At 44.4% G+C, this 24921-nt stretch carries 17 protein-coding genes and 2 tRNA genes; 11 read left to right on the top strand and 8 right to left on the bottom strand.

Annotated features, from left to right (window positions below; all coding sequences use genetic code 11):
* Positions 1 to 17: 17 nt before the first annotated feature.
* The 5 genes from HRU69_15260 to HRU69_15240 form a co-directional block, all read right to left on the bottom strand.
* On the bottom strand, positions 18 to 1127 hold the full coding sequence (locus tag HRU69_15260; protein ID QOI98756.1) for an efflux RND transporter periplasmic adaptor subunit: 1110 nt from the start codon (positions 1125 to 1127) through the stop codon (positions 18 to 20).
* A gap of 13 nt (positions 1128 to 1140) precedes the next feature.
* Positions 1141 to 2286: a TolC family protein gene (locus HRU69_15255; protein ID QOI98755.1), complete on the bottom strand. Its 1146-nt coding sequence runs from the start codon at positions 2284 to 2286 to the stop codon at positions 1141 to 1143.
* A gap of 670 nt (positions 2287 to 2956) precedes the next feature.
* Positions 2957 to 4573, bottom strand: a complete 1617-nt coding sequence (locus tag HRU69_15250) for a beta-lactamase family protein (protein ID QOI98754.1) — start codon at positions 4571 to 4573, stop codon at positions 2957 to 2959.
* 178 nt (positions 4574 to 4751) lie between these two features.
* Positions 4752 to 4826 (bottom strand) — tRNA-Pro (locus tag HRU69_15245).
* A gap of 51 nt (positions 4827 to 4877) precedes the next feature.
* Entirely contained in the window at positions 4878 to 5519 is a 642-nt protein-coding gene (locus HRU69_15240; GenBank protein QOI98753.1) for a carboxypeptidase-like regulatory domain-containing protein, read from the bottom strand.
* Between the two features lie 135 nt (positions 5520 to 5654).
* On the opposite strand from HRU69_15240, the gene HRU69_15235 reads away from it, so the two are divergent.
* The 3 genes from HRU69_15235 to pruA are packed head-to-tail and all read left to right on the top strand — an operon-like array spanning position 5655 to position 8420.
* Positions 5655 to 6056 carry a metalloregulator ArsR/SmtB family transcription factor gene (locus tag HRU69_15235; protein QOI98752.1) on the top strand — a complete coding sequence of 134 codons (402 nt, stop codon included), beginning with the start codon at positions 5655 to 5657 and terminating at the stop codon, positions 6054 to 6056.
* Between the two features lie 3 nt (positions 6057 to 6059).
* The gene (locus tag HRU69_15230) at positions 6060 to 6752 is read left to right on the top strand and encodes a noncanonical pyrimidine nucleotidase, YjjG family (GenBank protein QOI98751.1); all 693 of its coding nucleotides are present in this window, start codon (positions 6060 to 6062) and stop codon (positions 6750 to 6752) included.
* Positions 6753 to 6788: 36 nt separating this feature from the next.
* Entirely contained in the window at positions 6789 to 8420 is a 1632-nt protein-coding gene (pruA, locus tag HRU69_15225; protein QOI98750.1) for an L-glutamate gamma-semialdehyde dehydrogenase, read from the top strand.
* Between the two features lie 3 nt (positions 8421 to 8423).
* Here pruA and creD read toward each other — a convergent pair whose 3' ends face one another.
* From creD to HRU69_15210, 3 genes are read right to left on the bottom strand one after another with little or no spacing between them, the layout of a single operon-like run.
* Positions 8424 to 9839, bottom strand: a complete 1416-nt coding sequence (gene creD, locus HRU69_15220; protein QOI98749.1) for a cell envelope integrity protein CreD — start codon at positions 9837 to 9839, stop codon at positions 8424 to 8426.
* Positions 9840 to 9861: 22 nt separating this feature from the next.
* Positions 9862 to 10161 (bottom strand): transcriptional regulator, encoded by a 300-nt coding sequence (locus tag HRU69_15215; GenBank protein ID QOI98748.1) that lies wholly within the window; start codon positions 10159 to 10161, stop codon positions 9862 to 9864.
* Positions 10158 to 10778, bottom strand: coding sequence for a hypothetical protein (locus HRU69_15210; protein ID QOI98747.1), 621 nt, complete (start codon positions 10776 to 10778; stop codon positions 10158 to 10160). Before HRU69_15210 ends, HRU69_15215 begins: the two co-directional genes overlap by 4 nt.
* Positions 10779 to 11035: 257 nt before the next feature.
* Between HRU69_15210 and HRU69_15205 the strand changes: the two genes are divergently transcribed.
* From HRU69_15205 to bglX, 8 genes are all read left to right on the top strand, one after another.
* A tRNA-Asn gene (locus tag HRU69_15205) sits at positions 11036 to 11109 on the top strand.
* Positions 11110 to 11243: 134 nt separating this feature from the next.
* On the top strand, positions 11244 to 13160 hold the full coding sequence (locus tag HRU69_15200; protein ID QOI98746.1) for a transposase: 1917 nt from the start codon (positions 11244 to 11246) through the stop codon (positions 13158 to 13160).
* A 271-nt stretch (positions 13161 to 13431) separates the two neighbouring features.
* A complete protein-coding gene (locus HRU69_15195; GenBank protein ID QOI98745.1) occupies positions 13432 to 16422 on the top strand; it encodes a TonB-dependent receptor in 2991 nt (996 codons plus the stop codon).
* A 10-nt stretch (positions 16423 to 16432) separates the two neighbouring features.
* A complete protein-coding gene (locus tag HRU69_15190; GenBank protein QOI98744.1) occupies positions 16433 to 17944 on the top strand; it encodes a RagB/SusD family nutrient uptake outer membrane protein in 1512 nt (503 codons plus the stop codon).
* Between the two features lie 49 nt (positions 17945 to 17993).
* Positions 17994 to 19241: an Ig-like domain-containing protein gene (locus tag HRU69_15185; GenBank protein QOI98743.1), complete on the top strand. Its 1248-nt coding sequence runs from the start codon at positions 17994 to 17996 to the stop codon at positions 19239 to 19241.
* Positions 19242 to 19310: 69 nt separating this feature from the next.
* A complete protein-coding gene (locus tag HRU69_15180) occupies positions 19311 to 21299 on the top strand; it encodes an Ig-like domain-containing protein (protein ID QOI98742.1) in 1989 nt (662 codons plus the stop codon).
* A gap of 9 nt (positions 21300 to 21308) precedes the next feature.
* The gene (locus HRU69_15175; GenBank protein ID QOI98741.1) at positions 21309 to 22640 is read left to right on the top strand and encodes a beta-glucosidase; all 1332 of its coding nucleotides are present in this window, start codon (positions 21309 to 21311) and stop codon (positions 22638 to 22640) included.
* A 4-nt stretch (positions 22641 to 22644) separates the two neighbouring features.
* Positions 22645 to 24921 carry a beta-glucosidase BglX gene (bglX, locus tag HRU69_15170; GenBank protein ID QOI98740.1) on the top strand — a complete coding sequence of 759 codons (2277 nt, stop codon included), beginning with the start codon at positions 22645 to 22647 and terminating at the stop codon, positions 24919 to 24921.

Raw genomic sequence — 24921 nt, 5'->3', positions numbered from 1 at the left:
TAAATTGTGTAAGGCAGTTAGTTTAAATTATAAGCGTTCACAGCGAATAAGGACCCTTTTACTACTATTCGGTCATCCGGCTGCAATCCAACGGTTACCTCAGCAAAATCACTGAATTTTCTACCAATAGTGACCTGTACCTTTGCAAAGGTGTTGGCTTGCACCTCTTTCATGACATAGTAATTATTGTTTTCAAGCACTAATGCGCGCTGAGGGACAGCCAAAACTTTTTCACTGGTTTGAGAAGTGATTGTGACTGTTGCAAACATTTCAGGTTTTAACAAACCATCTTCATTGTTTAACTCTGTGCGAACACGAATCACGCGAGAAGCCTGATCGAGCATGGTCCCGATAGTGCTTATTTTTCCGGTAAAGGTTTTTTCAGGATAAGCAATAGTCTTCACTGAAACATTATCACCAACTTTTACCTTTGACATGTCGCTTTCATGGACGTTGGCCCAAATCCAAACTGTTTTTAAGTCTGAAATTGTAAGTATAGCTGTGTTATTATCAGTACGGATTTGTGTTCCTTCATTAATGTTTCTTTCCACAATGTATCCTGACCGGGGTGCTACTACACGAAAAACAGCGTCCAGCCTATCGGAAGAACCACCGTATAATTCAAGAATTTGCTTTTTCTCATTAAAATCGGAAGTTGCATTAGTATAGTCTTTCTTAGCTTCAGCAAAATCTTTTTCTGACATCATGCCGCTTGAATACAAATCATTGGCCCGGCTCATATTTTTCTCAGCTACTTCAAGGTCTGCCTTAGCTACATTGTAATCTCTTTGAAACGTTGTAATGTCCGTACTTAGTAGAGTGGCAAGTAATTGCCCGCGCTGCACATAGTCGCCAAGCGAAACACTTACTTTATCGACAGAGCCGCTAACAATTGGATAGATTCTGACTACGTTGTCTTCATCAAAACTCACTTCACCAACAGCCGTAAATTCTTCAGAAACCGGAATAAGGCTGGCTTTTTCAATGCTTATTTCTTTCATTTGATCGGCCGTGAAGGTAATGTTGTTTTTAGGCTGCTCGGAGGCTACAACCGTTGAATCCTCGTGTTTATCGCATGAAAGCAAAAGCAATGAGATACAGACAAATGGATAAATCAGATTTTTCATAATTATGTTATTTTCAGTTTTCAATCACGGTAGTGCCTACGGTGAAGTTTAATTCATTTACATTGTTTAAGTATTGTTGCCTCAATTCAATCAGTTGAATGTTGGTAAGAATAAAAATCCGCTGCTGGTCAATAAACTCCAGCAGACTGATATTTCTTTTTTGGAAATTTTGATTGGTACTTTCATTCAATTGCCTGATTTGGTTAATAAACTCCGGCTTATAGTTGGTGAGGCCAATGCTGGAATTTTTGTAACGTTTGTAAGCAGCCATTACCTCATTTCGGACCCGGTTTTCCATTTGTTCAATTTCAAGAACAATTTTTTTTACACTAAACTCTGCCGATTGAATTCGTCCCTGGTTACGATCAAACAATGGAACAGCAAATTCAACGTTAAACCCTTGATAGGGCCTAACGTAGTTACTGCCCCGATCGCGGGGTTGGTACGCCAGCTTCACATCCGGTACAGCTATCGATTTTTGAAGTTTTAAATTTCTTTCCTGGTATCGCTTGCTGATTTTCATGGCTTCCAAATCAGGTCGAATGCTAATAGCTTGATCGGAGAGACTTAACGAATCGAACGTTTGAACTAGCAGCGGAGGTTTTAGTTCAACTCTAATCAATGTATTTTCAGGAAGCCTTAGCATGGTCCGCAAATCAGCCATAGCTCTTTCCATGTCGTTGTAATTTTGAAGTGCCTCTGCTTTTACCGCTATGTACTCAGACTCTAAACGCAAGGCCTCCGTTAACGAGATAGCACCCACCTGTAATTGTTTACGGGTTGCTTCCATCAAGCGGTCATAATTCGAGATAACCTGATTGTAAAGTCCCTGTTTTTCCTGAAGCGCAGCTAAATTATTGTAGATGTTGCCCATTTCGAAAAGTAAACAGCGCATCACATCCTCCAGTTGCTTTTCAGCCATTTCAACACCGATGCGCGCTAGTTTTACATTGTTGGTATGCTTGCCCGCATACGAAAATGTTTGTTCAATTTGAAGCAGGTGCTGATTTCTGAAATGAAAATACTCGTTTGTTTCGTTTGAATAGAGATCGCCATTGAAGATGAAATACGGATTATTCCAAAGTTTAGCTTGCTTCACCTCAGCTTTGGCGATGTTGACATTGTAATATGACGCAAGCAGCGCCAAGTTCTCATTCATGAGCCTTGATTTCGCCTCATTATATTGGAGGGACAGTGTTTGTTGCCCATACCCTGTCGGTATAATAACCGACATGATAATAGCTATTACCATTAGTTTCATGTTAAAAAAAATTAGTAAAAGGAATTGAGGAGTAATGACAGATTAAGTCATTACACGGGAGCTAAAGAAGATACGTAATTAAAGACGTAGTTTTCTTAAAAGAACAGTGGTACTTACTGAACTGACCGAGTGAACTGAGTGCGAAACGTTGTCTGGAAATCCAAAACAGACTTGTGGAAGTAAAGAAACTTCCTGGATGACAATTGAAATAATAACAGGACTGCAAAAAATAGTTTTTGAGCGAACGCAAGGCTCTGAATCAAATTCAACTTTCAATGCTTGCGTTGTGCTCTCAATGGAGGCACTTTGAAAGACAGTTTCTTCTGTAAGTGGTGCCAGCCTGTCCTTTGAACTAGAGGCTAAATCCGAAGAAATACCAGCAAAGTAATTCAATAAAAGGAGGAGTGATAATATGACTTTTTTGGTTTGCATTACCAATCAGGCGGGCAAATATAATAGGCATTTTATTAATATGGATGGAGAGAGGAGTATTATTTTTTGGTTAAATTTTATACCTGGCCCTGTTTGTTGTTACCGGCTTGCTGAATCGCATTACTATAAACTGATACTATGGATTTTTTTTTCTGAACGGAACATTTTTGGCACGGGATAAAGTCACCAAAAAACCGGTAATTGTTCCGCGTTTATCGCGGGTAAATTCAAAAACTGAAAAATCATCGGTGCGAAAGCCGTCTTTGAAAATGGGCTGCAGTTTAAATGAGTCGCCTGGCTTCCGATGAACCAGCAGGTGTCCTTCTTTCGCTTCAATGCGGAAGGTGGCATCGGCATCGGCACTGGTGTACGTTCCCGTGTACACACTTAGTTCTTTCAGGCTTGAGGGTGGAGCACTGGTTCGAACAAGATTCTCTGTTCGTCCGGGAGTTTTTAGCAACAATCCATTAGAAGTAGAAATCAACCATCCGAGTCTGCCCAAGTACAGGGTATCCGGATGCACCGCCTTTACCGGATCGCCTTTAATGCTGAGTTTACCCTGGTTGTTATCAACTTTTATAACATAATCCTGATCAATGATGCGGAAAAAGCCTTCATAGCGTTTAGCTTCAGTTTCGGATAGTTCAATAAACCGTGTGGGTTCGGCAATTTTTACTTCGGGTTGCTTTCCCAAAAACACTTCGGCAATGTTACGGCCTGCCCGTGCAGGATTGAAGCTTCCATCGTTACTCAGGATGGCAACCGATAATTTCTTTTCAGGATAGTACGCCAGCCAGGCCCGGTAGCCCGCTGTGGCGCCTGAGTGGCTAATCTCTTTAAAGCCATTTACCTGGCCAATGGTTAATCCGGCTGCATAATCAATATCACTTCCGCTGGTAAGTTTGCCGGGTTTAATCCGCAGGGCAGAAATATCCGGTCCGAGAATCTCGTACGTTTCAAGCAATTTATTCCAACGCAGTAAATCGGCTGTAGTGGTAAGCAAACCACCGGGGCCGTGCACATTTTCGAAGGGCATGTCGTGTTCATAGCGGTTACCGTTTTTCCGGTAGGCTTCGGCCCGGTTGGCGATTACCTCACGGAAGTTATCGCGCCATTGCGTGTGGGTTAACCCAAGCGGCCTGAAAAAACGACTGGTGGTAAACTCTGCAAGCGATTGTCCGGAAACCCGCTCGGTAATCAGCACCAGTAAAACATAATTTGAATTGCTGTACGAATACTGACTGCCCGGAGTAAAGTTGAGCGATCGCTGTTTAAATACTATATCGAAACTCAGTTCCTGCGTATATACGCGGGTTGACCGTGGCCAGCCGGCCAACCCGTAAATCACGCCCCAGTCTTTAAGCCCACTGGTATGGTTAAGCAGGTGTTGTATGGTGATGGGGGTATCGTATTCGGGTAATTCAGGAATGTATTTTCTTACATTATCGCTAAGTGAAAGCTTGCCTTCCTTAGCCAGCAACAGAATGGCTGCAGCGGTAAATTGTTTGGACACCGAGCCGCATTCAAATATGGTGTTGGTTGTGTTGGGCACACTTCGCTCCAGATCGGCCAGCCCGAATGCTTTGTTGTAAATCAATTGGTCATTGCGTTCAATGGCCACGGCCATTCCCGGTGTGGCATTGTTCCACGAAGAGAAAAGTTCATCCACCTGCTTGAGGGTATCCGCTGGCTGAGCCTGAAGCAGAATGCACAGAAGGCAGAACGATATCAGGAAGGAACAGACTCTTTTCATAGAAGCGAAGATTAGCTTATAAAGGTATTTATTTTCGAACTCCCCGACACTACTTTCCTGTCATGCTTAAAGATTACTCTGCCAGGGCGGGGCGACCCCACGTCCTGATATGCAGGTGTTAATAGTTATTGTATAAAAGCAAAAACGGCAATCGGTATGATTGCCGTAAAAAAGTTTGTCGGGGTGAGAAGATTCGAACTTCCGACCCCCACGTCCCTAACGTGGTGCGCTAACCGGGCTGCGCTACACCCCGAACTCAATTTTGGGTTGCAATATTAGCAATTAATGTAAGCAGACCCAAACCCTACTTTTTCTTCTTATCCTGCTTGAGCGACTTAAAGAATTTGGCCCAATTAAAAACGTTCAGATAAGGATTGGTTATCGGTGCGTATTGTTGTCCCTGAGCAATTGCCCACTGATCAAGGTAATAGCGCTGGTTCATGGGGCCGTCCATCGGTGTGGTTTTTACCATCAGGGCCAGCAACTCCTGGTTCAGGTTTTTCTTATCAATCTTGCCGTTATCAGTGGGGATGTTAAGGGCAAGGATGGCTTCTTTAAAAACTTCTTCCGTGGGGAATGGCATGATTTCAATTTCTTTTAGGTAGGTAACGTCCTGTACCATCTCAATAATAATGGTAAGGTATTCGCTTGGGTGGTTAGGTACAATGTAATGCTGGCGTTCATAACCGACCATACTGATAACGATACTGTCGCCAACCAATACCGGCATTGAAAAAAAACCAAAGGCATTGGTGGTGGTTCCGCGGCCGGCTTTTGGCACATACACATGCACACCCGGCAGTTGGTACACATTGTCGTTATCGTCTTCACCCAGTACAACGCCCGAGAGTTGAATGATTCTGCGCTGATTTTGGGCCTGCGCCTGAAAGCAGGCGGTTCCGCAAACGATCGTTAAAAGAAACAGGTAAAAGTACCTTTTGGTCACGTCAACAGTATTTTATTGCTCCACAAAGTTCCAAAAATACGCATTCAGGCGGCAACCGCCTAATAGCGCAATGGGCAAGCAAAGTATTCCATTATCTTTGGTGAAGATGATACCGTTCATCATTTAGTTGGCTGTATGCGGTTAAAAACATTCAATCTTACACTGGGTGCGCAGATTTTTAAAGCCTGTGCCGATGAATCGCGGCTGCGGATATTGAGTCTTATTTTTCATAACGGGGCCATGTGCATTTCTGATCTGGAAAAAATACTGGAGTTTACCCAGGCAAAGACGTCCAGGCACCTGATTTACCTTAAAAATTCAGGAATTTTATCTTACCGGAGGTATAATCACTGGGTGTTTTATGAGATGAAAGAGGAAGTTCAGGAAATCATTAACCAGATAGTTCAGTTTTTGCGAAAAGACCGGCAATTGCAAAAAGATCAGCAACTGTATCAAACCCTCTTCTCTAACCGCGAACTGGCCGTAAACAAACTGCATCGAGAAGCCTGGCATGTGCAGGAAGAAAAGCGCCCTTAAACCATGAAGTACAAATGTGTTTTTTTTGACCTGGACCATACCCTGTGGGATTATGAAGCAAACTCACGCGATACCCTGCATGAACTTTTTGAACAGCATGGCCTGCAACAAAAGGGCATTATCCAATTTGAGGAGTTTCATGCTGTTTTTAAACGGATTAATCAGGAACTTTGGTATTTATATGATCACGGCCGTATCGATAGCACCGTAATCCGCGAACAGCGTTTTCAAAAAATTCTGGATGCATTTAATGTTGCAGACGACCGGTTGGCCAATCAGCTTTCGCAGGATTACATCAGCGCATCACCAAAAAAAGGAAAGCTTTTACCCGGAGCCGAAGAAACACTGCAGTACCTTGTTGAAGAATATCCGTTAACTGTGGTTACCAATGGGTTTGATGATGTACAGCACACCAAGCTGGCTTCCGGTAAGCTTACGCGTTATTTTAAGCACATTGTAACTTCCGAAAGAGCCGGCTACAAAAAGCCGGCACGCCAGATTTTTGATTTTGCCCTGGCGGCCAACGGAGTATCTTCAACAGAGGCGATTATGGTAGGCGACAACCTGCTTACCGATATTGCCGGAGCGCGTAATGCCGCAGTGGATGCAGTTTTTTTTAATCCGGAAGGTGTAAAGCATGATGTGTCGGTAAAACACGAAATCCGCAGCCTGAAGGAACTTTGTTCACTGCTTTGATTAACTTTGCCACCCTGAAAATCATTCATTAGTTCTATGCCTAAAGGTTTTTACCATGTTCCGGTTCCGAAGAATGAGCCGGTGTATTCATACGCTCCGGGTACTACTGAGCGTGCGTTGTTGAAAAAAGCTATTGATGAAGCCCGTTCACGGGTAGAAGATATCCCGATGTACATCGGTGGCGAGGAAGTACGTACCGGTAAGAAAAAGCTGCTCAGTCCTCCGCACGATCACAAGCATGTACTGGGACACTATCATGAGGGCGATAAATCGCATGCGGAGCAGGCTATCAATGCTGCGCTGGGTGCGAAGGAGTTATGGGAAAACCTGGGCTGGGAACACCGCGCCAGTGTATTTTTGAAAGCGGCCGAACTGCTTGCCGGCCCGTACCGCTATAAAATTAATGCAGCCACCATGCTGGGGCAATCAAAAAATGCCTTTCAGGCTGAAATTGATTCAGCTTGTGAACTGATCGACTTTCTGCGCTTCAACGTATACTACATGAGCCAGATTTACAGCGAGCAACCCGATTCGGCTGGCGGCATCTGGAACCGCATGGAATACCGCCCGCTTGAAGGTTTTGTTTTTGCAGTCACACCATTCAACTTTACGGCCATTGCCGGCAACCTGCCCACCAGCGCAGCCATGATGGGCAATACGGTGGTGTGGAAACCGGCCAACACACAAATCTATGCCGCCAATGTGATCATGCAGGTATTGAAGGCAGCCGGGCTTCCGGATGGCGTCATCAACCTTATCTATGTTAATGGCCCTGATGCCGGTGAGGTTATTTTTAACCATAAAGATTTTGCCGGTATTCACTTTACCGGAAGCACGGGTGTTTTTCAGAACATGTGGAAGACCATCGGCAACAACATTCACCACTACCGCAGCTACCCGCGCATTGTTGGCGAAACCGGTGGCAAAGATTTCATCATGGTGCATAAAAGCGCCAACCCGCGCGAAGTAGCTACAGCTATATCTCGCGGAGCCTTTGAGTTTCAGGGCCAGAAATGCTCGGCTGCATCAAGGTGTTACATCCCATCTAACTTGTGGGCAGAAATAAAAAAACTGGTACTGGAGGATTTGAAAACCATGAAAATGGGCGGCACCGAAGACTTCTCAAACTTTATCAATGCCGTAATTGATGAAAAAGCGTTTAATTCAATTACCGGCTATATAGAAACTGCGCGCAAAAATCCGATGAATGAAATTATTGCAGGCGGAAAGTACGATAAATCGAAAGGATACTTTATTGAACCCACCATCATCGAAACAAAGGATCCTTCATCGGTTACCATGTGCGAAGAGATTTTCGGCCCGGTGCTGACGGTTTATGTGTATCATTCGGAAAATTTTGAACAGACACTCGAACTGGTGGACAATACTTCGCCTTATGCGCTTACCGGTTCCATCTTTGCGCAAGACCGCTACGCTATTGAGTTGGCCACTAAAAAACTTACCCATGCAGCCGGTAACTTTTATATAAACGATAAACCAACAGGGGCGGTGGTAGGTCAACAGCCGTTTGGCGGAGCCAGGGGTTCGGGCACCAACGATAAGGCCGGTGCCAAAGTAAACCTGATGCGCTGGGTGTCTATGCGCACCATCAAGGAAACCTTTGTTCCACCTAAGGATTATCGGTATCCGTTTCTGGCAAAAGAATAAGTCTTACGACAATTTTTCTTTGTACCAGTTTACCTTACGGCTGAAATACATCAATGCCGCCAGCACCAGGAATAAGCCGATACTGCCGATAAGCAGCGAATAATCCTGCTGCAGGATGATGGCAAAGATGAAGGTGTAAAAAGCCGCTAGCAAAAGCGCAAACAATACGGTTAGTCTTCGCATGGTAAAGAAGGTGGTGGAATAGGCAGCTAACAAAACCACCGTGGCCACTGTACTTATCCAGTAAGCCATGCCAAAACCAACCTGTTCGGAGAAACTGAGCAACAGGGTATAATAAATAATCAGTGCAGCGCCAATCAGGATATATTGAAAGGGGTGTATTCGGATGCGTTGGGTAATTTCTACAAGTACCAACGAAACAAAAGTGAGTAGTATAACTAATATTCCGTATTTAGCGGTGCGTATGCTTTTTTGGTATTGGTCAACCGGCATCAGCAGTTTTAAGCCGAATGCTGAACCGGAGAGTTCATCCTCGCGGTCTTTCCAGCTTTGTGCGATGGGCCTGTTGAAATGAAGAATCTGCCAGGTTGCCGTAAAGCCTGTTTCGGTTACCTCGCGCGTGGAAGGCAGGAAGTCGCCATCAAAACTGGGATCAGGCCAGGGCCCCGATAGGTTTACGGAGGTTGTTTTTCCGGATGGCACAAAACTAAGTGCACTACTGCCTTTCAGCGTGAATGAAATTTTAGTTTCGGAGTTAAAATCGGCTTCGCTGTTCCAGTTGGCATCCACTGTGAATCCGGTTGTTGATTGATTTGGAAGAGAAAGTGCATTAGAAACCACAGCGTGTGCAGGCGGCCTTGGTTGGCCTACGGCAATGCCGATATGTTGGGCAGGTTCAGAAGTAAGTGCATGTTCGCTGAGTGATACCACGGGTGGATTTTTACTGATGCCGCGCAGGTCGCTCACGGCAACTACCAGGTGGGCTTCACTCCACAGCACCCTGTCTTCGGCAATATCCAGTCGCTTAAAATCCGGCTTGCTGAACGAGGCGTTCATAGTAAGGGATGCTTCATACACAACGGCATCGAAAATTCCGCGGTGCAGTTTTTCAGGATTAACGACCCCGGTTATCTGCAGCGTTTCCGGCAGGAAAAAAGCTTTGCGGATGGTTTCTTTTACTTCAACCTGACCTTTTTCAAGTTTAATTGTTTCGCGGTATTTGTACGGAATGATTAGCACCGGCCCGGACAGCGTTTGGCTGCCCGACCATTTTTCGGAAACTTCGGTAATGACTGATTCAGCCCGTTGTTGCCGCTCCTCCATCAGGTGCTCAATCCAGCTGGCGGGTATCAGCAGGATGAGCACCAGGAAGCCAATGGATAGCAGTTTTATGGTAATGGATTCACTGAGCCAGCGGTTAAACCGGTCGAGCAAGGTGGGTGATGGCAGGTTTTCCATAGAAAGTTATTGATTGAAATTATCAGTGTTGGTTTTTTATCAGTTCTTCCAGGGCATCAAGGTGTTTCTTAAAAGCCGCTCGTCCCTTTTCAGTGGCTTTGTATTTGGTGTTTGGCTTACGGTTTACAAACGATTTTGAAACCACGAGGTATTTTTCTTTTTCCAGTGCTTTCAGGTTAGTAGCCAGGTTGCCATCGGTAACGTTTAGTACCTCTTTCAGCGAATTGAAATCGTACGAATCGTTGGCCACCAGCACCGACATAATTTGCAGGCGCACGCGGTGCTCCAGGATCCGGTCCAGTTGTTCAAACGGATTTTTCACAAATCGTATCGGTAATGCATTACTGCTCCATATATAATGTGGAGTACGCCAAAGCCAACACCCCAAAAAATAAGTCCGTAACCCGGCAGCAGGGCAGCAACAAGACCCAGTAAAAGTTGTGAAAATCCCAGGTAGCCGATTTCCTTAACTGTTATGGAACTGGCGTTTACCAAAGCAAGACCGTAAAAGACAAGGCAGGCCGGTGCAATAAGGGCGAAATACTTATTGATAATAAAGGTAAGGATGAGCAGGCCTCCGGTTACCAGGGGCATACCCAGCAATGCCAGCAACTGCCGGCTGGTTTTATTCCAGATGCTGCTGCCGGCCCGTTTAGCTTTGCGATAACTCATTGCAATGGCTGTCCCGATTGAAAGGACAAGTACTGCGCTTGCCAGTGTTAGCAGGCGGAGGATTACTGCCTGGGTAGCCGTTACCGGAGGTGATCCGAGCGGTGCCTGCGGATAGTAAAGGAGGTGGTAGGCCACCACGGCCCCGGCCAGGGCGTACACACCGGCCATCACACCCGACAGGCCGCTAAGCGAAAGAAATTTGGAGGAGCGTTCCATGACTTCCCGGATGGAGGCGATGTCGTGTTGATAATCGTGGGTTTCTTTCATTTAAAAGTACTTTTATTTTCAAAGTTAATTATAATTTTCTGATTCATCAAAAAAAAATCCGGGTAATCACCGAAAGGCTTCTGATTAACAGGGTTAATTGATTTGATTTTGAAACAGGAGTACCTTAATATTGCACTCCTTTTTTGAAGGAATTCCTCCTTAGCTCAGCTGGCCCTGACGAAGCAAAGCGTGTCAGGGTGCTGACCGAAGCGTCAGCATTAGAGCATCTGAGGGGGTAGGAGTTTATTTGAGGTTATTCCTCCTTAGCTCAGCTGGTTAGAGCATCTGACTGTTAATCAGAGGGTCGTTGGTTCAAGTCCAACAGGAGGAGCTTGAAAATGAGGCAGTTGTTATTTGTACAACTGCCTTTCTTTACATTTTTGTTAGCATTCAGGGTCCTTTGTTTGCACCGTACCCTTGTTCCAGGCTGAATTTCTTGTTAGTTTGAAATTCAGCAGGAAGGATATGCAGCCAAGAATACAATTTTTAGTTGTTTACGTCATTTTTGCATTACCCGGGTTAGCTCAAACGCCTTTTGAAATCACCGATGATGTTGAAGAGCGCAATTTCATGCCCTATGAACTTTCATATTTCATTGATCCAACCAACAAACTAAGTTTCATCGAAATCTCTTCACCGGAATATTCCAACCGATTTCAAACCCACACCAACTATCAGAATATTGATTTCCAGGTAAATGCAGCCTATTGGATTCGTTTGCCGATACGTACTTCATCCGATTCAAAAAGGACCTGGCTGTTAGAATTTTACGATCAGACCATCGATCATATCGAGGCATTTGTTCCAATGACCGGTGGCGCATACCGTATTGTTCATCTGGGTGATCAACAGCCGTTTTCAAAGCGATTTTTCCATCATAAGAATTTTGAAATCCAGATAGATACTCAGCGAGATACGCTGATGGTATTTTATTTCAGAGTTCAATCGCATGAATTTGCCGATTTGCGTATTGCCTTACGCTCAGTAAACCGGTTTGTTTATTATGCCCTAAACGAATACTTTTTATTTGGAACGTTTTATGGCATGATACTGATTATTGCCCTCTATAACTTCCTTGTTTACCTGGGTATTCGTGAAATCAAAAACATCTATTATATCTGTTATATACTTAGTGTAGCAGGTTATGCCATGAGCCTGGATGGAATTGGTTTTCAGTACCTATGGCCCGAACATCCTTATTGGAATAATTATGCGGTGGGTATTTTTCTGTATTCATTAATTATTTGGGCACTGATTTTTACCCGTAAATTTTTAAGCACGCGTGCAAATGCACCCAAGCTGGATAAGGTAATAAAGTTAGTTATGATTATACGCTCCGTTATTTTTGTAACCGAGCTTTTCTTCTTCCCTCAGTTTTTAACCTATCGGAATTTAGACATTCTACCGCTTTCATTGATTTTTTACACGGGCATTACCGTATGGCGTAACGGGTATAAACCTGCCCGCTTTTTTGTTATTGCCTATGGGATTCTCTTTACCGGATTTTTCCTTCGTATGCTGGTTTACTTTAATGTATTGCCCTTTACCATTGCATCGCATTACAGTTTGCACTTTGCCTTTGTGTTGGAAATGTTGTTTCTGACGTTTGCCCTGGGCGACAGGATTAGAATTCTGAAGGATATGCGCGACCGGGCTTTGCGAAGAATAATTCATCAGCATGAATTGAACATGCAATTAAAAGATAAAGTGAACCGGGAGCTTGAAGAAAAGGTGCTGGCACGTACAGTAGAGTTGGACGCTAAAAACAAAGAGTTGGCGGAATCAAATCAGAAGCTGTTGCAACAGGCAGAGAAACTTAACAGGATAAACTCAATGCTGGATTTGGACAACTGGAAACTTAAAAGCAGCATTAAAGAAGTTTTAAACGAACGCCTTCAGGAAAAAACAATGGATTATACGCAGTTTAAAACCCTTTACCCCGATAAACTGGCCTGCTACCGCTTTTTAGAAAACCTTAAATGGGAAAAAGGATTCCGATGTAAGAGGTGTAGTAATGAAAAGTACTTTGCCGGAACGGCTAAGTTTGCGCGGAGGTGTTCGCGATGTGGCTACAATGAATCAATAACTGCCTTTACGATTTTCCAGGGAATCAAATTCCCGATTGAAAAGGCATTTTACATTGCATACCTGACCGTAACAGGCAAACGCGACAGCACCCTGGAGTTCCTGGCAAGCATGCTTGATTTGGGCACGAATACTGTCTGGGCATTTAAAACAAAAGTCAATAACCGCATTCTGGAACTTGAAAAAAACCATAAAAGGCCACTTGTTTCACGTTGGGAAGAAGTCATTCTGGAAGATTCAAAAAGAAGGAGTAAGAGCAGCAAGCCAAAACCGAAAACCATTGCTAAAACCGGTTAACCTCAATCGTTTTCAGTTCAATGTTTTTTTTGAATTAAAGTTAGTTTTTAATTATTCAATAACGGGCTTTTTTTATTTAAAATCAATGTTTTTTTCGGGGGAAAAAGCTCTTCATGTAATTCAGTTTTACAGTCCTCCAAACAGTCATTTTTTCAAAAAAATATTTTATAAAACCTTTGAACTTTCAAACTTTCTATTGCTAAAAAAGGATAAGGGAGCATAATTATTTGCTTGGTTAATGCTTGGGCCTGGTTCAAACATGAAAGTTTCTATGCTTAGAGGGATTGTTGTATTACAGTTTTTAGCCATACTACTTATTGGCGGTGCGGATGTTTTTGCCCAAACCAGTGTAGTTCGGGGCCGGGTAATCAGTGCTGATGATGGCCAGGGTCTTCCCGGTGTTAACGTCATCGTTCAGGGTACAACAAAAGGTACTGCTTCCGATACCAACGGAAATTTCTCAGTCGACCTGGGACCAGGAGAAAATACCCTTGTTTTCACATTTGTTGGCTATAAAACTCAAACGGTAAATGTTGATGGGCGCGAAACATTAAATATTAGTATGGAGCCCGAAGCCCTTGCCCTTGAGGAAGTTGTGGTTGTGGGATATGGAACTGTTCGCAAATCAGATTTAACCGGTTCAGTTTCATCAATACGAGGAAATCAATTAACCTCGGTTCCTTCAATAAACCCCATGCAATCGTTGCAGGGCAAGGTGCCCGGCCTGCAGGTTGCTAATCTTTCCGGTGCACCGGGTGCAAGCACCTATGTTCGAATCCGCGGTATCGGTACCTTTAATGATGCATCACCAATTTATGTGGTGGATGGTGTAATACTTCAAAATATCGACTTTTTAAATGCGGCTGACATTGCCTCCATGGAGGTGCTGAAAGATGCATCAGCTACAGCAATTTATGGGGCACGGGGTGCAAACGGTGTTATTATCGTTACTACAAAAAAAGGCGATTCAGCTGCAGGGAATTATCCTGCCATTAATGTAACGGCTGAGTACAGTATTCAGGAATTACCTAAGAAAATAGATTTACTGAGCGGCAGGGAGTACGCAATTGTTCGTAACAAAATTAATCCCGGAACATATAACAATGTTGATGCCGTGCCGAATACGGATTGGCAAGACTTGATTTTTCAGACAGCTCCTATTCAAAATTACCAACTTTCATTTTCGGGGGGTTCGGATAAGTTTCAATACTATACATCAGTGGGGTATTTTAATCAGGAAGGGATCATTACGAAATCGGATTACCAGCGATTGTCTTTGAAATTTAACAATACGCTGAGACTTTCTGATAATGTACGGCTTGGAAGCAACCTGTCCTTCACGCCCTATGATCAACAAAATACAAATGGCAACGCAGTATTTGTAGTATACCGAGCCTGGCCAACCATTGAACCCTATCAGCCAGACGGTTCATTCTCCCCCGTTCCAGGGGTTGGAAATGTGTTGGCTGATATTAAATATACCAATAGCTTTAATAGGGGAATACGCAGTGTAAATAATCTTTATACAGAGATTGATTTTTTAAATGGTTTCACTTTTAGGTCAAGTTTTGGAGCCGATTTAGAGTACAACAAGTCAACCAGCTACACACCGGTTTTCTTTGTAAACCCACAACAACAAAATGCCACCGATGATTTAGGTAAAGGTTATTCTGATAGAACCGACTGGTTGTGGGAGAATACCCTGACATACAATAAAGATATTGGCGTTCACCGGCTTAATGCCTTGGCGGGTTATACCCTGCAGGAGTCTTCATCGGAAACAGTTTTTTTAGGCGCTGAGAACCTGATTAGGCCCGGAGAAGATTTTTGGTATGTTAATATTTTCCCTAACCTGGTCAGTCCTAATTCAGCCCGGAATGATGTTAATGCGGCTTTTAATTTCTCAATGATTTCATACTTATTTCGGGCCAATTATACCTACGATAACCGGTACTTGTTTACGGTTACTTTCAGGCGTGATGGATCGTCAAAATTTACAGATGATAACCGCTTTGCAAATTTCCCTTCCTTTGCAATAGGGTGGAATGCGATAAATGAGAATTTTCTTGCTGCTAATAAGTTATTTTCTAATCTGAAACTTCGCGCAAGTTGGGGCATCATCGGCAATGAAAAAATTAACTACCTGCGCCAGTATTCACTCGTTTTGAACGGAGTCAATGCGCTATTCGGCAACGATGAACAGTATCCTGGTGCAACATATGGTGTTGCCGGTAATCCGAATTTAAAGTGGGAAAACACCGAGCAATTGGATATTGGTATTGAACTTGGGTTTATGGATGATAAACTGACGGCTGAAATTGATTATTATAATCGCAACACCAGTGATATACTTATTGACTTGCCTGTTCCTGGATATTATGGAAATGGTGACGGAGCACTGATTACATTTAATGCCGGTGAGGTGTTGAATAAGGGAATTGAGGCCGCAGTTGGGTGGAAAAGTGAATTTAAAGATTTGCGGTACAGCATAAATGCCAACATAACAACCATACATAATGAAACACTGAAAGTAAGTGGAACCGGAGGTACCGATGAGCAACTTGTAGGGCTATTTAATGGCCGACAGGTAACCCGTACAGTACCGGGCGTACCAATTGGGTCTTTCTATGGATACCAGGTTATCGGAGTGTTTCAAAGCCAGGCCGAGTTAGATGCCTACCCACATTTGAGCAATACCGAAGTTGGTGACCTGAAGTTTGCTGATAGTGATAACAATGGCGTGTTAAATTCGGCTGATCGCACCAATTTGGGCTCTCCAATTCCTACGCTGTTGTATGGTGTTAACCTATCGGCAGAATTCAAAAGGTTTGATGTTACTATTGATTTTCAGGGGCAGAGTGGAAACAAAATATTTAACGGCAAAGAAACGGTCCGACCCGATCCCTACAATTTTGAACAACGGTACTTTAATTTTTGGGATGGTGAAGGCACTACAAATTCTGAACCCCGGCCCAGTAATGGAGGGGTAAATTATGAGCCCTCTTCACGGTACATCTATAATGGCTCATTCTTTCGGTTACGGAACTTTTCAATTGGTTACTCAGTGCCCGAACACCTCGTCCGGAAAGCAGGCATGAAATCAGTCCGAGCATTTGCCCGGGTTACTAACCTTTTTACCCTAAGCAGTTTTACGGGATATACACCCGAAATAGTTAGCGGTAATCCTGTGCTTAACGGAATTGATATTGCCACCTATCCAATTCCAAGAATTTATTCATTGGGTTTAAATCTAACTTTCTAACATATCGGTTATGAAAAATAGAATAGTTTCAATTGTTTCATTACTGATAGTGGTACTCCTGCCAACAGCGTGCGAGGATTTTCTGGATAAGCCACCGCAGGGAAGTTTAACACAAACCAGTTTCCCGGTAACTGCCCAGGATGCCCTGCTGGCTACCAATGCAGTATACAATGCGTTGCGCGAGCCGAATTTCAATAGCGGGTTGTTTCCGCTGATGGATATCATGTCGGATGATGCCAATAAAGGCAGTAACCCCGATGACCAATCGGCTACCATTGGTCCGTTCGACAGGTTTCAGCACATTAAAACCGAAGGTGCCATTTTGCGCTGGTGGAACACACTCTATCTGGCCGTCAGGCGGGCAAACGTAGTTATTGAAAAAGTTCCGCTCATTAACATGGATCCGGTATTACGTGATCGCTACGTTGGTGAAGCAAAATTTTTGCGCGCATTCTTCTATTTCGACCTGGTTCGGGCCTGGGGCGGAGTACCAAAACTGGTTACAACAACACCCCAGGTGTTGCCCCGAAGCAGTGCGGAAGAAATTTATGACTTGATTATTGATGATTTGCAGTTTGCTATCAGTACGCTGCCTGAAAAATCAGCCTATGGGGCCTCCGATTTAGGACGGGCCACCAAAGGTGCAGCCAAAGCCTTGTTGGCCAAAGTTTATTTATTCAGAGCGGGCCTCATACCGGCTACAAAACAACAGGACTTTACGGCTGCAGCCACGTATGCACTCGAGGTAATTAATTCATTGGAGTACAACCTGGAGCCCGATTTCGATAATGCAAACAGCGTACTGGGTGAGCAGGGTATCGAATCGGTTTTTGAAGTTGCTTCGTTTGGTGAGGAAGGAATTTCAAACGGAGGAAATCAATACGGAAATGTTCAGGCTGTTCGGGGCACGCCAAACCGGGGCTGGGGATTTAACCGCCCTACCAAAAATCTTCGCGATGCATTTGAAGCCGGAGACCCCAGGCTGGAATCTACAGTAATATTCTTAGGCGAAGTTTTAGACGGAGTGACCATTATTGGCGATGGTGCAACGCCTGACCTCTCGGTAGATTCGCATGGACAAGATGAAATTGAGTGTTACAACCAGAAGGTGTGGACACCGGGCAACAATGTGCCTCCTTCATTCGGTCATAACCGCAGGTTTATCCGGTTCTCCGATGTGCTGCTGATGGCCGCAGAGGCATTAAATGAGATTGATAACCCCACGGATGCGCTGATTCACCTTAACCGGGTACGTGCACGGGCCCGTGAAGGAAATGGATTGATATTACCCGATGTTACCACGACTGATAAAAACCTTCTCCGCGATATTATTCTGCATGAACGCAGGGTAGAACTGGCATTGGAAGGCCATCGGTTTTGGGATTTGGTTAGAACCAACAAAGCCACTGCCGTGTTAGGTCCTTTGGGTTTTATTGCCGGGAAACACGAGCTGTTGCCAATACCCCAAACCGAAATAGACATTTCTCAGGGAGCTTTGGATCAAAATCCCGGTTGGGATTAATCAGATAGATCAAATGTATGTTCAACCTTAAAATTAAATTTAACCAGTTATGAAAAATGTAAAATGGATGTTGAGTACACTGCTGGTTGCGGCATTGATGGCCACAGTGTTTGTTGGGTGTAATGATGATGAGCCGCCTGCATTAGCCTTGGTCAGCCTCACCGCTGGCGACATTGATTTGAATGGGGCTACGAGTGCTACCGGTGTGCCTGTAGGTGCGTCTATTGTCGCTACATTTAATGTGCCGGTAGATGAAACCACAACCTCTGCTATAACACTGGTACGTCAGTTCGATAGCCAGAATTTTGATGCCACCATTACAGTTGATGGTAATGAAGTAACAATTAACCCCAATGCCGACTTCAGTACCGGAACGTTATTTATACTGACCTTTGGTGCCGGCCTCAAAAGCGCGGAAGGAAAAACACTTACTTCAGCCATCGAACGGAACTTTACTTCCGAAGGAACATTTGCCGTACCGGGTGCTTTCGCACACTGGACGTTTGAAGATAATGCAGTGGATATTATTGGCGGTCGTGCACCAAAAACGGGCGGTACGGTTGACTTAACGTTTGTTGACGGCCGGAAAGCCGATGCCGGAAAAGCAGCCAGCTTTAATGGCACAACCACTATTGTTGAATATGCTAATGGTGACCAGTTGATGAACAATGGCAGTTGGGCACTTAGCGTATGGGTTAAACCTAATTCTTCGCTTGGCAAGGGCCAGTTCGTGTTTGGCCTTGGCGCATTTTATGGTTTCCAAATGGAAATTTTTGGCGACTATAATGCCTTTAAACTGGCCGCTTCGTATGCACATGATAATCCAAGTGGTGCCGGTAAATTCAGTGAAGACCTTTGGGCCGATGGAACAGGAAACCTGGGTTGGCAAGGTTGGGTCTTCTCTAAAGATTTTACACCAACCGGAGGAATGAATGTGGTTATAAAAGATAATTGGGCGCATTACGTATTTGTGTATAATGCCACAACACGCCAGGGTATTGTTTACCTGAACGGTGAGAAAATTAAAGAACAGGATTTCGATTTGTGGCCCGATGGTGCTAATCCGAGGTTTGCAACCGGGTTAAGTTACCGGGGTGACGTACCTGACGTTCTTAATGAACTGGCACTTGGGTTTGTTCATTCGCGTGGAGGAACCTTATGGGATGGTGAACCTTGGGGTAATTATGATAACCCGGGTGCGAATCACTTCCATGGCCTTATGGATGATTTGATTATTTATCATAAAGTGCTTACACAGGCTGAAATTACAGCCATGTACAACTCCGGAAAGCCTTAAGTAGGTTAGGTTTACTTTTGTACTGAGGGTTCCTGGAAACGGGAACCCTCATAGTTTTATCATCAAATAATGCAATCTTTCAAAAAAATTATTCCTGTACTACTGCTGTTATCGTTGGTGCTGTCCTGTAATGATAATGATGGCTCCGGCACATCGGCTTTGCAACTTCTTCAGGTAACCATTGGCGAGAGCAACCTTAACCTTACTAATCCGGCTGACAACAATAATATCCCAATTGAACAGCCAATTACTGTTGTTTTTTCAGCCAGCCTGCTGTTAAGTACGGTGGATGACGCAATAACCTTGAAAGTTCAGGGAGGGGATGAAATGCCATTTAACTTTATCGCTTTTGATAATGACAGGCGCCTTACGTTAACGCCTGCCGCGGCCCTTGAGCCTAATCAATTTTATGAATTATCCATAACCACGGATCTGCGTGGTAAACAAGGTGAAACCTTTGCCGGCATAACCGTATTATTTAAAACAAAGGCCGGCATTCTTAGCGTTGTTTCACTAAAATTCAACGGTGTTGAATCGTTATACACCTCACCGGTAATTGATATACCACGATCAACAACTGTCGAAATTACATTTTCTCATTCACTGGATCCGGCTAAAATTAATTCTACTTACCTTCGGATTACCGGTCCGGCAGGTTCGGTTCAATCAACATACGCAGCCACAGACGAAAACCGGAAAGTTACCATTACCCCGCTGCTGCCTTTAAGCCACCTGCAGCGCTATCGCGTTTATGTGTCACCTGAGTTGACCGGTGTAAACCAGGAGACGATTACTCAGTTTACCAAAAACTTTTATACGGAGGTTGATCCAACACCCAAATTCCCGATAATAACCGATGAGGAGTTGCTCACCTTAGTGCAACAACAAACTTTTAAGTATTTCTGGGACTTTGCCCATCCGGCCAGCGGTATGGCGCGCGAACGTAATACCAGTGGTAACCTGGTAACCAGTGGCGGTTCCGGGTTCGGCATTATGGCAATTATTGTAGGTATTGAACGCGGATTTATTACCCGTGCTGAAGGATTGGCGCGAATGGATAAAATCCTCACATTTCTTGAATCAGCCGACCGGTTTCACGGAGCCTGGTCACATTGGATTGACGGCAATACGGGTAAGGTCATTCCTTTTAGTACGAACGATAACGGAGGCGACCTGGTGGAAACAGCTTTTCTGATTCAGGGGCTACTTACTTTCAGACAATATCTTAACAACGCTGTTCCTGAAGAGAACGCCTTAATAAACCGAATCAATGTTCTATGGCACAGTGTTGAATGGGACTGGTACAGGCGTAGTAATCAGAACACCCTTTACTGGCATTGGTCGCCTGATAAACAATGGATAATGAATATGCAGGTTAAAGGTTGGAATGAAGGCCTGGTTATTTATGTATTGGCTGCCTCATCACCAACCCACGGTATTCCAAAAATTGTGTATGACAATGGTTGGGCAAGTAACGGAGGAATGAAGAATGGTAATGCCTATGAGGGGATTATATTACCGCTTGGCCCGGCATATGGCGGACCGCTCTTCTTTGCGCATTATTCATTTTTAGGTATCGATCCGCACGGATTAAGCGACTTTTATTGCGCTGATTATCTTTTGCAAAATCAAAATCACTCACGTATCAACCATGCCTATTGCGTGCGTAACCCGAAAAATTTTGTAGGCTATAGCGAAGAATGCTGGGGGCTCACGGCCAGTGATAACCACCTGGGCTATGCAGCACATTCACCTACAAATGATTTAGGAGTGATAACCCCAACGGCTGCCTTGTCTTCATTTCCGTTTACACCGGTGGAATCAATGAAAGCACTTAAGTTTTTTTATTACACACTGGGCGACAGGTTATGGGGTGCTTACGGTTTTTATGATGCGTTTAACATTACCGAGGGCTGGACGGCAAATTCTTTTCTGGCCATTGACCAGGGACCGATTGTAATCATGATTGAAAACTACCGGACCGGGTTACTGTGGGATCTGTTCATGTCCGCTCCCGAAGTGCAGGCCGGATTGTCAACTCTGGGATTTACTTATTAAAGCTACCAAATGCGTCAATTAACGTACTTAATTATTTTTTCTGTACTGGTACTGAACTGTTCGGTTAAGCAGGATTATGAAAGTATCAATTCGACCGATGAAGATTCTCTGCTCACACTGGTGCAACGCCAGACCTTCAATTACTTCTGGGATAATGCCGAGCCTGTTTCGCGGATGGCGCGTGAACGAACGCACATGGATAATAACTATCCGCAAAACGATAAAAATGTTGTAACAACCGGAGGTACGGGGTTTGGTTTAATGGCGGTGTTGGTAGGCATCGAGCGCGGCTTTGTTAGCCGGGCAGAAGCCCTGGCATTCTATAAACACATTGTAAATTACCTGGATACGGCCGATCGATTCCATGGGGCATGGCCACACTGGCTATTTGGTGAAACAGGAAAAGTAAAACCATTCAGTAAAAAAGATGATGGTGGAGATATTGTTGAAACCGCATTCCTTGTACAGGGACTGCTTACTGTGCGTGAATATTTTAAAAATGGGAATCCTGAAGAAAAAGAGTTGGCTAATAAAATTGATACGCTTTGGCGGCAGGTAGATTGGAACTGGTACACCAACGGAAAGAATGTACTCTATTGGCATTGGTCTCCTACCTACGGCTGGGAGATGAATTTTCCTATCGGGGGGTATAACGAATGTTTAATTGCGTATGTGCTGGCGGCTGCATCACCCACACATCCGGTAAAACCGGAGGTTTATCACAACGGTTGGGCACGAAATGGAGCAATAAAGTCAGCTCGTGTATTTTACGATTTACCAACTATACTTGATCACTATGAGCACAGCGATGACCCGGTAGGGCCTTTGTTCTGGGCACATTATTCTTATTTAGGGCTTGACCCGCGTAAACTTACTGATCAGTACGCCAACTATTGGCACGTAAACCGAAACCATGCACTAATTCATTACCGCTACTGTGTTGAAAATCCAAAAAACTTTAAAGGCTATGGCGAGTCGTGCTGGGGTCTTACCTCCAGTTACTCCATGATAGGCTATGCTGCACATCAGCCTACAAATGATCTGGGCGTGATCTCACCAACAGCAGCGTTATCGTCCTTTCCTTATACCCCTGAAGAAAGCATGAAATTTTTGAAATTTCTGTATGCTCCTGAAAGGGATTCTCTCATCGGGCCCTATGGCCCTTACGATGCGTTCAGCTTTCAATACAACTGGTTATTGCCACACTACCTGGCTATTGATCAGGGCCCTATACCGGTAATGATTGAGAATTATCGTACGGGCCTTCTCTGGAAACTTTTTATGGAAGCTCCCGAGGTTCAGGAAGGACTTCGAAAGTTAGGGTTCACTTATCATCAATGAAACTATGAAAAATCTTTTACGGATCGCAGTTTTTTTCCTTGGTTTCTCCTGTATGACAAAGGAAAAATTAACCCATACTGAACTTGACCGGAAGGTCGACTCCCTGATGCAGCGCATGACACTGGAAGAAAAAATAGGCCAGCTTAATCTTCCATCGGCCGGGCAGTTTACAACCGGCCAGGCTGCAAACTCAGAAATTGCAAAAAAAATTGAACGAGGAATGGTAGGAGGGCTGTTCAATATTAAATCAGTAAAGGCAATCAGAGAAATGCAGCAGATAGCCGTTGAGAAGAGTCGCCTGGGGATCCCGTTATTGTTTGGTATGGACGTAATTCATGGGTATGAATCGGTTTTTCCAATCCCACTGGGTTTGAGCTGCAGTTGGGATCTGGCGCTAATAGAACAAACCGCGCGCATAGCAGCTCAGGAAGCAAGCGCAGACGGCATAAACTGGACATTCTCGCCCATGGTTGACCTTTGTCGTGATCCACGCTGGGGCAGAATATCCGAAGGTAACGGAGAAGATCCATTTTTGAGTGCTGAAATTGCCAAGGCCATGGTACGAGGCTATCAGGGCAATGACCTGGCTGCAAACAATACTATTCTGGCTTGCGTAAAACATTTTGCACTATATGGAGCGGCCGAAGCAGGTCGTGATTACAATACCGTTGATATGAGTCATCAGCGAATGTACAATGAGTACTTCATTCCTTACAAGGCAGCTGTTGAATCCGGAGCAGGAAGTGTAATGACATCATTCAATGAGGTTGATGGCATTCCGGCTACCGCTAATAAATGGCTGCTAACGGACGTGTTGCGAAGCCAATGGAACTTTAACGGGTTTATCGTGTCAGATTATACCAGTGTGAGCGAGATGATCGATCATGGCTATGGCGATTTACAGTCGGTATCAGCCAAAGCGCTGGCGGCCGGTCTGGATATGGATATGGTCAGTGAAGGCCTGCTTACCACATTGGTCAATTCATTAAAGGAAGGGAAAATAACCGAGCAGCAAATAAATGCTGCCTGCAAGCGAATTCTTACTGCTAAGTTTAAACTTGGTTTATTTGATGACCCATACCGGTATTGCGATGAGAATCGGGCCAAAACAGAAATTTTTAGTGAGCATAACAGAAAGTTTGCACGAAGTGCGGCAGCCCAGAGTTTTGTTTTGCTGAAAAATAATAACGTATTACCCCTGCAAAAGAAGGGAACCATTGCATTGGTGGGCCCGTTGGCAAATGCGCCAACCAATATGACAGGAACCTGGAGCGTTGCTGCCCGGTTCTCAGAATCGGTATCTGTTTTACAAGGATTGCAAAAAGCAGTTGGCGATAAAGCAAGAATTATCTATGCTAAAGGCTCAAACCTGCATGAAGATCCACTGGTGGAAGAACGGGCAACCATGTTTGGCAAGTCACTCAACCGCGATCCACGTTCTCCTGAGATGATGCGGGCAGAGGCCGTACGGATTGCCCAATCGGCTGATGTAATTGTGGCTGCTGTTGGCGAATCGGCCGAGATGAGCGGAGAATCCTCCAGCCGGGTAAACATCGATATCCCTCAAACCCAGCGAGATTTACTTAAAGCATTAGTAAATACCGGTAAACCGGTTGTGCTTGTGTTGTTTACCGGAAGACCTTTAACATTAACCTGGGAGAATGAAAATATCCCGGCTATAGTAAATGTGTGGTTTGGCGGGAGTGAAGCAGGCGATGCTATTGCTGATGTGTTGTTTGGCGATGTTAATCCCTCGGGTAAACTAACCACCACGTTTCCGCAGCATGTCGGACAAGTACCCATGTATTACGCGCAAAAAAATACCGGCCGACCGCTTGCTAACGGACAGTGGTTCCAGAAGTTTCGGTCTAATTACCTGGATGTTTCCAATGATCCTGTTTATCCATTTGGCTATGGTCTTAGCTATACTACATTCTCTTATAGTAATCTTACTCTGAGCAGCAAAGAAATGAAGCCTCAGGATTCTATCCGGGTAACGGTTGAAATAACCAATAGCGGCACACGCGAAGGTGCCGAAGTTGTGCAATTGTATATCCGCGATTTGGTTGGTTCAGTTACCCGGCCCGTAAAAGAGCTTAAGGGCTTTCAGAAAATTGTACTCAAGCCAGGCGAAAAGCAGACGGTAAGTTTTATTATTACCGAAAAGGAGCTTTCATTTTACCGTGCCGACTTAACCTATGGTGCCGAACCCGGTACATTTCATGTATTTGTTGGCGGTAATTCGCGCGATGTGCTCCAGGCAGAATTTGAACTATTGTAG

This window comes from Flammeovirgaceae bacterium (assembly GCA_015180985.1).
Classification (GTDB): domain Bacteria; phylum Bacteroidota; class Bacteroidia; order Cytophagales; family Cyclobacteriaceae; genus UBA2336.
This window is presented reverse-complemented; position numbering and strand designations above follow the sequence as displayed.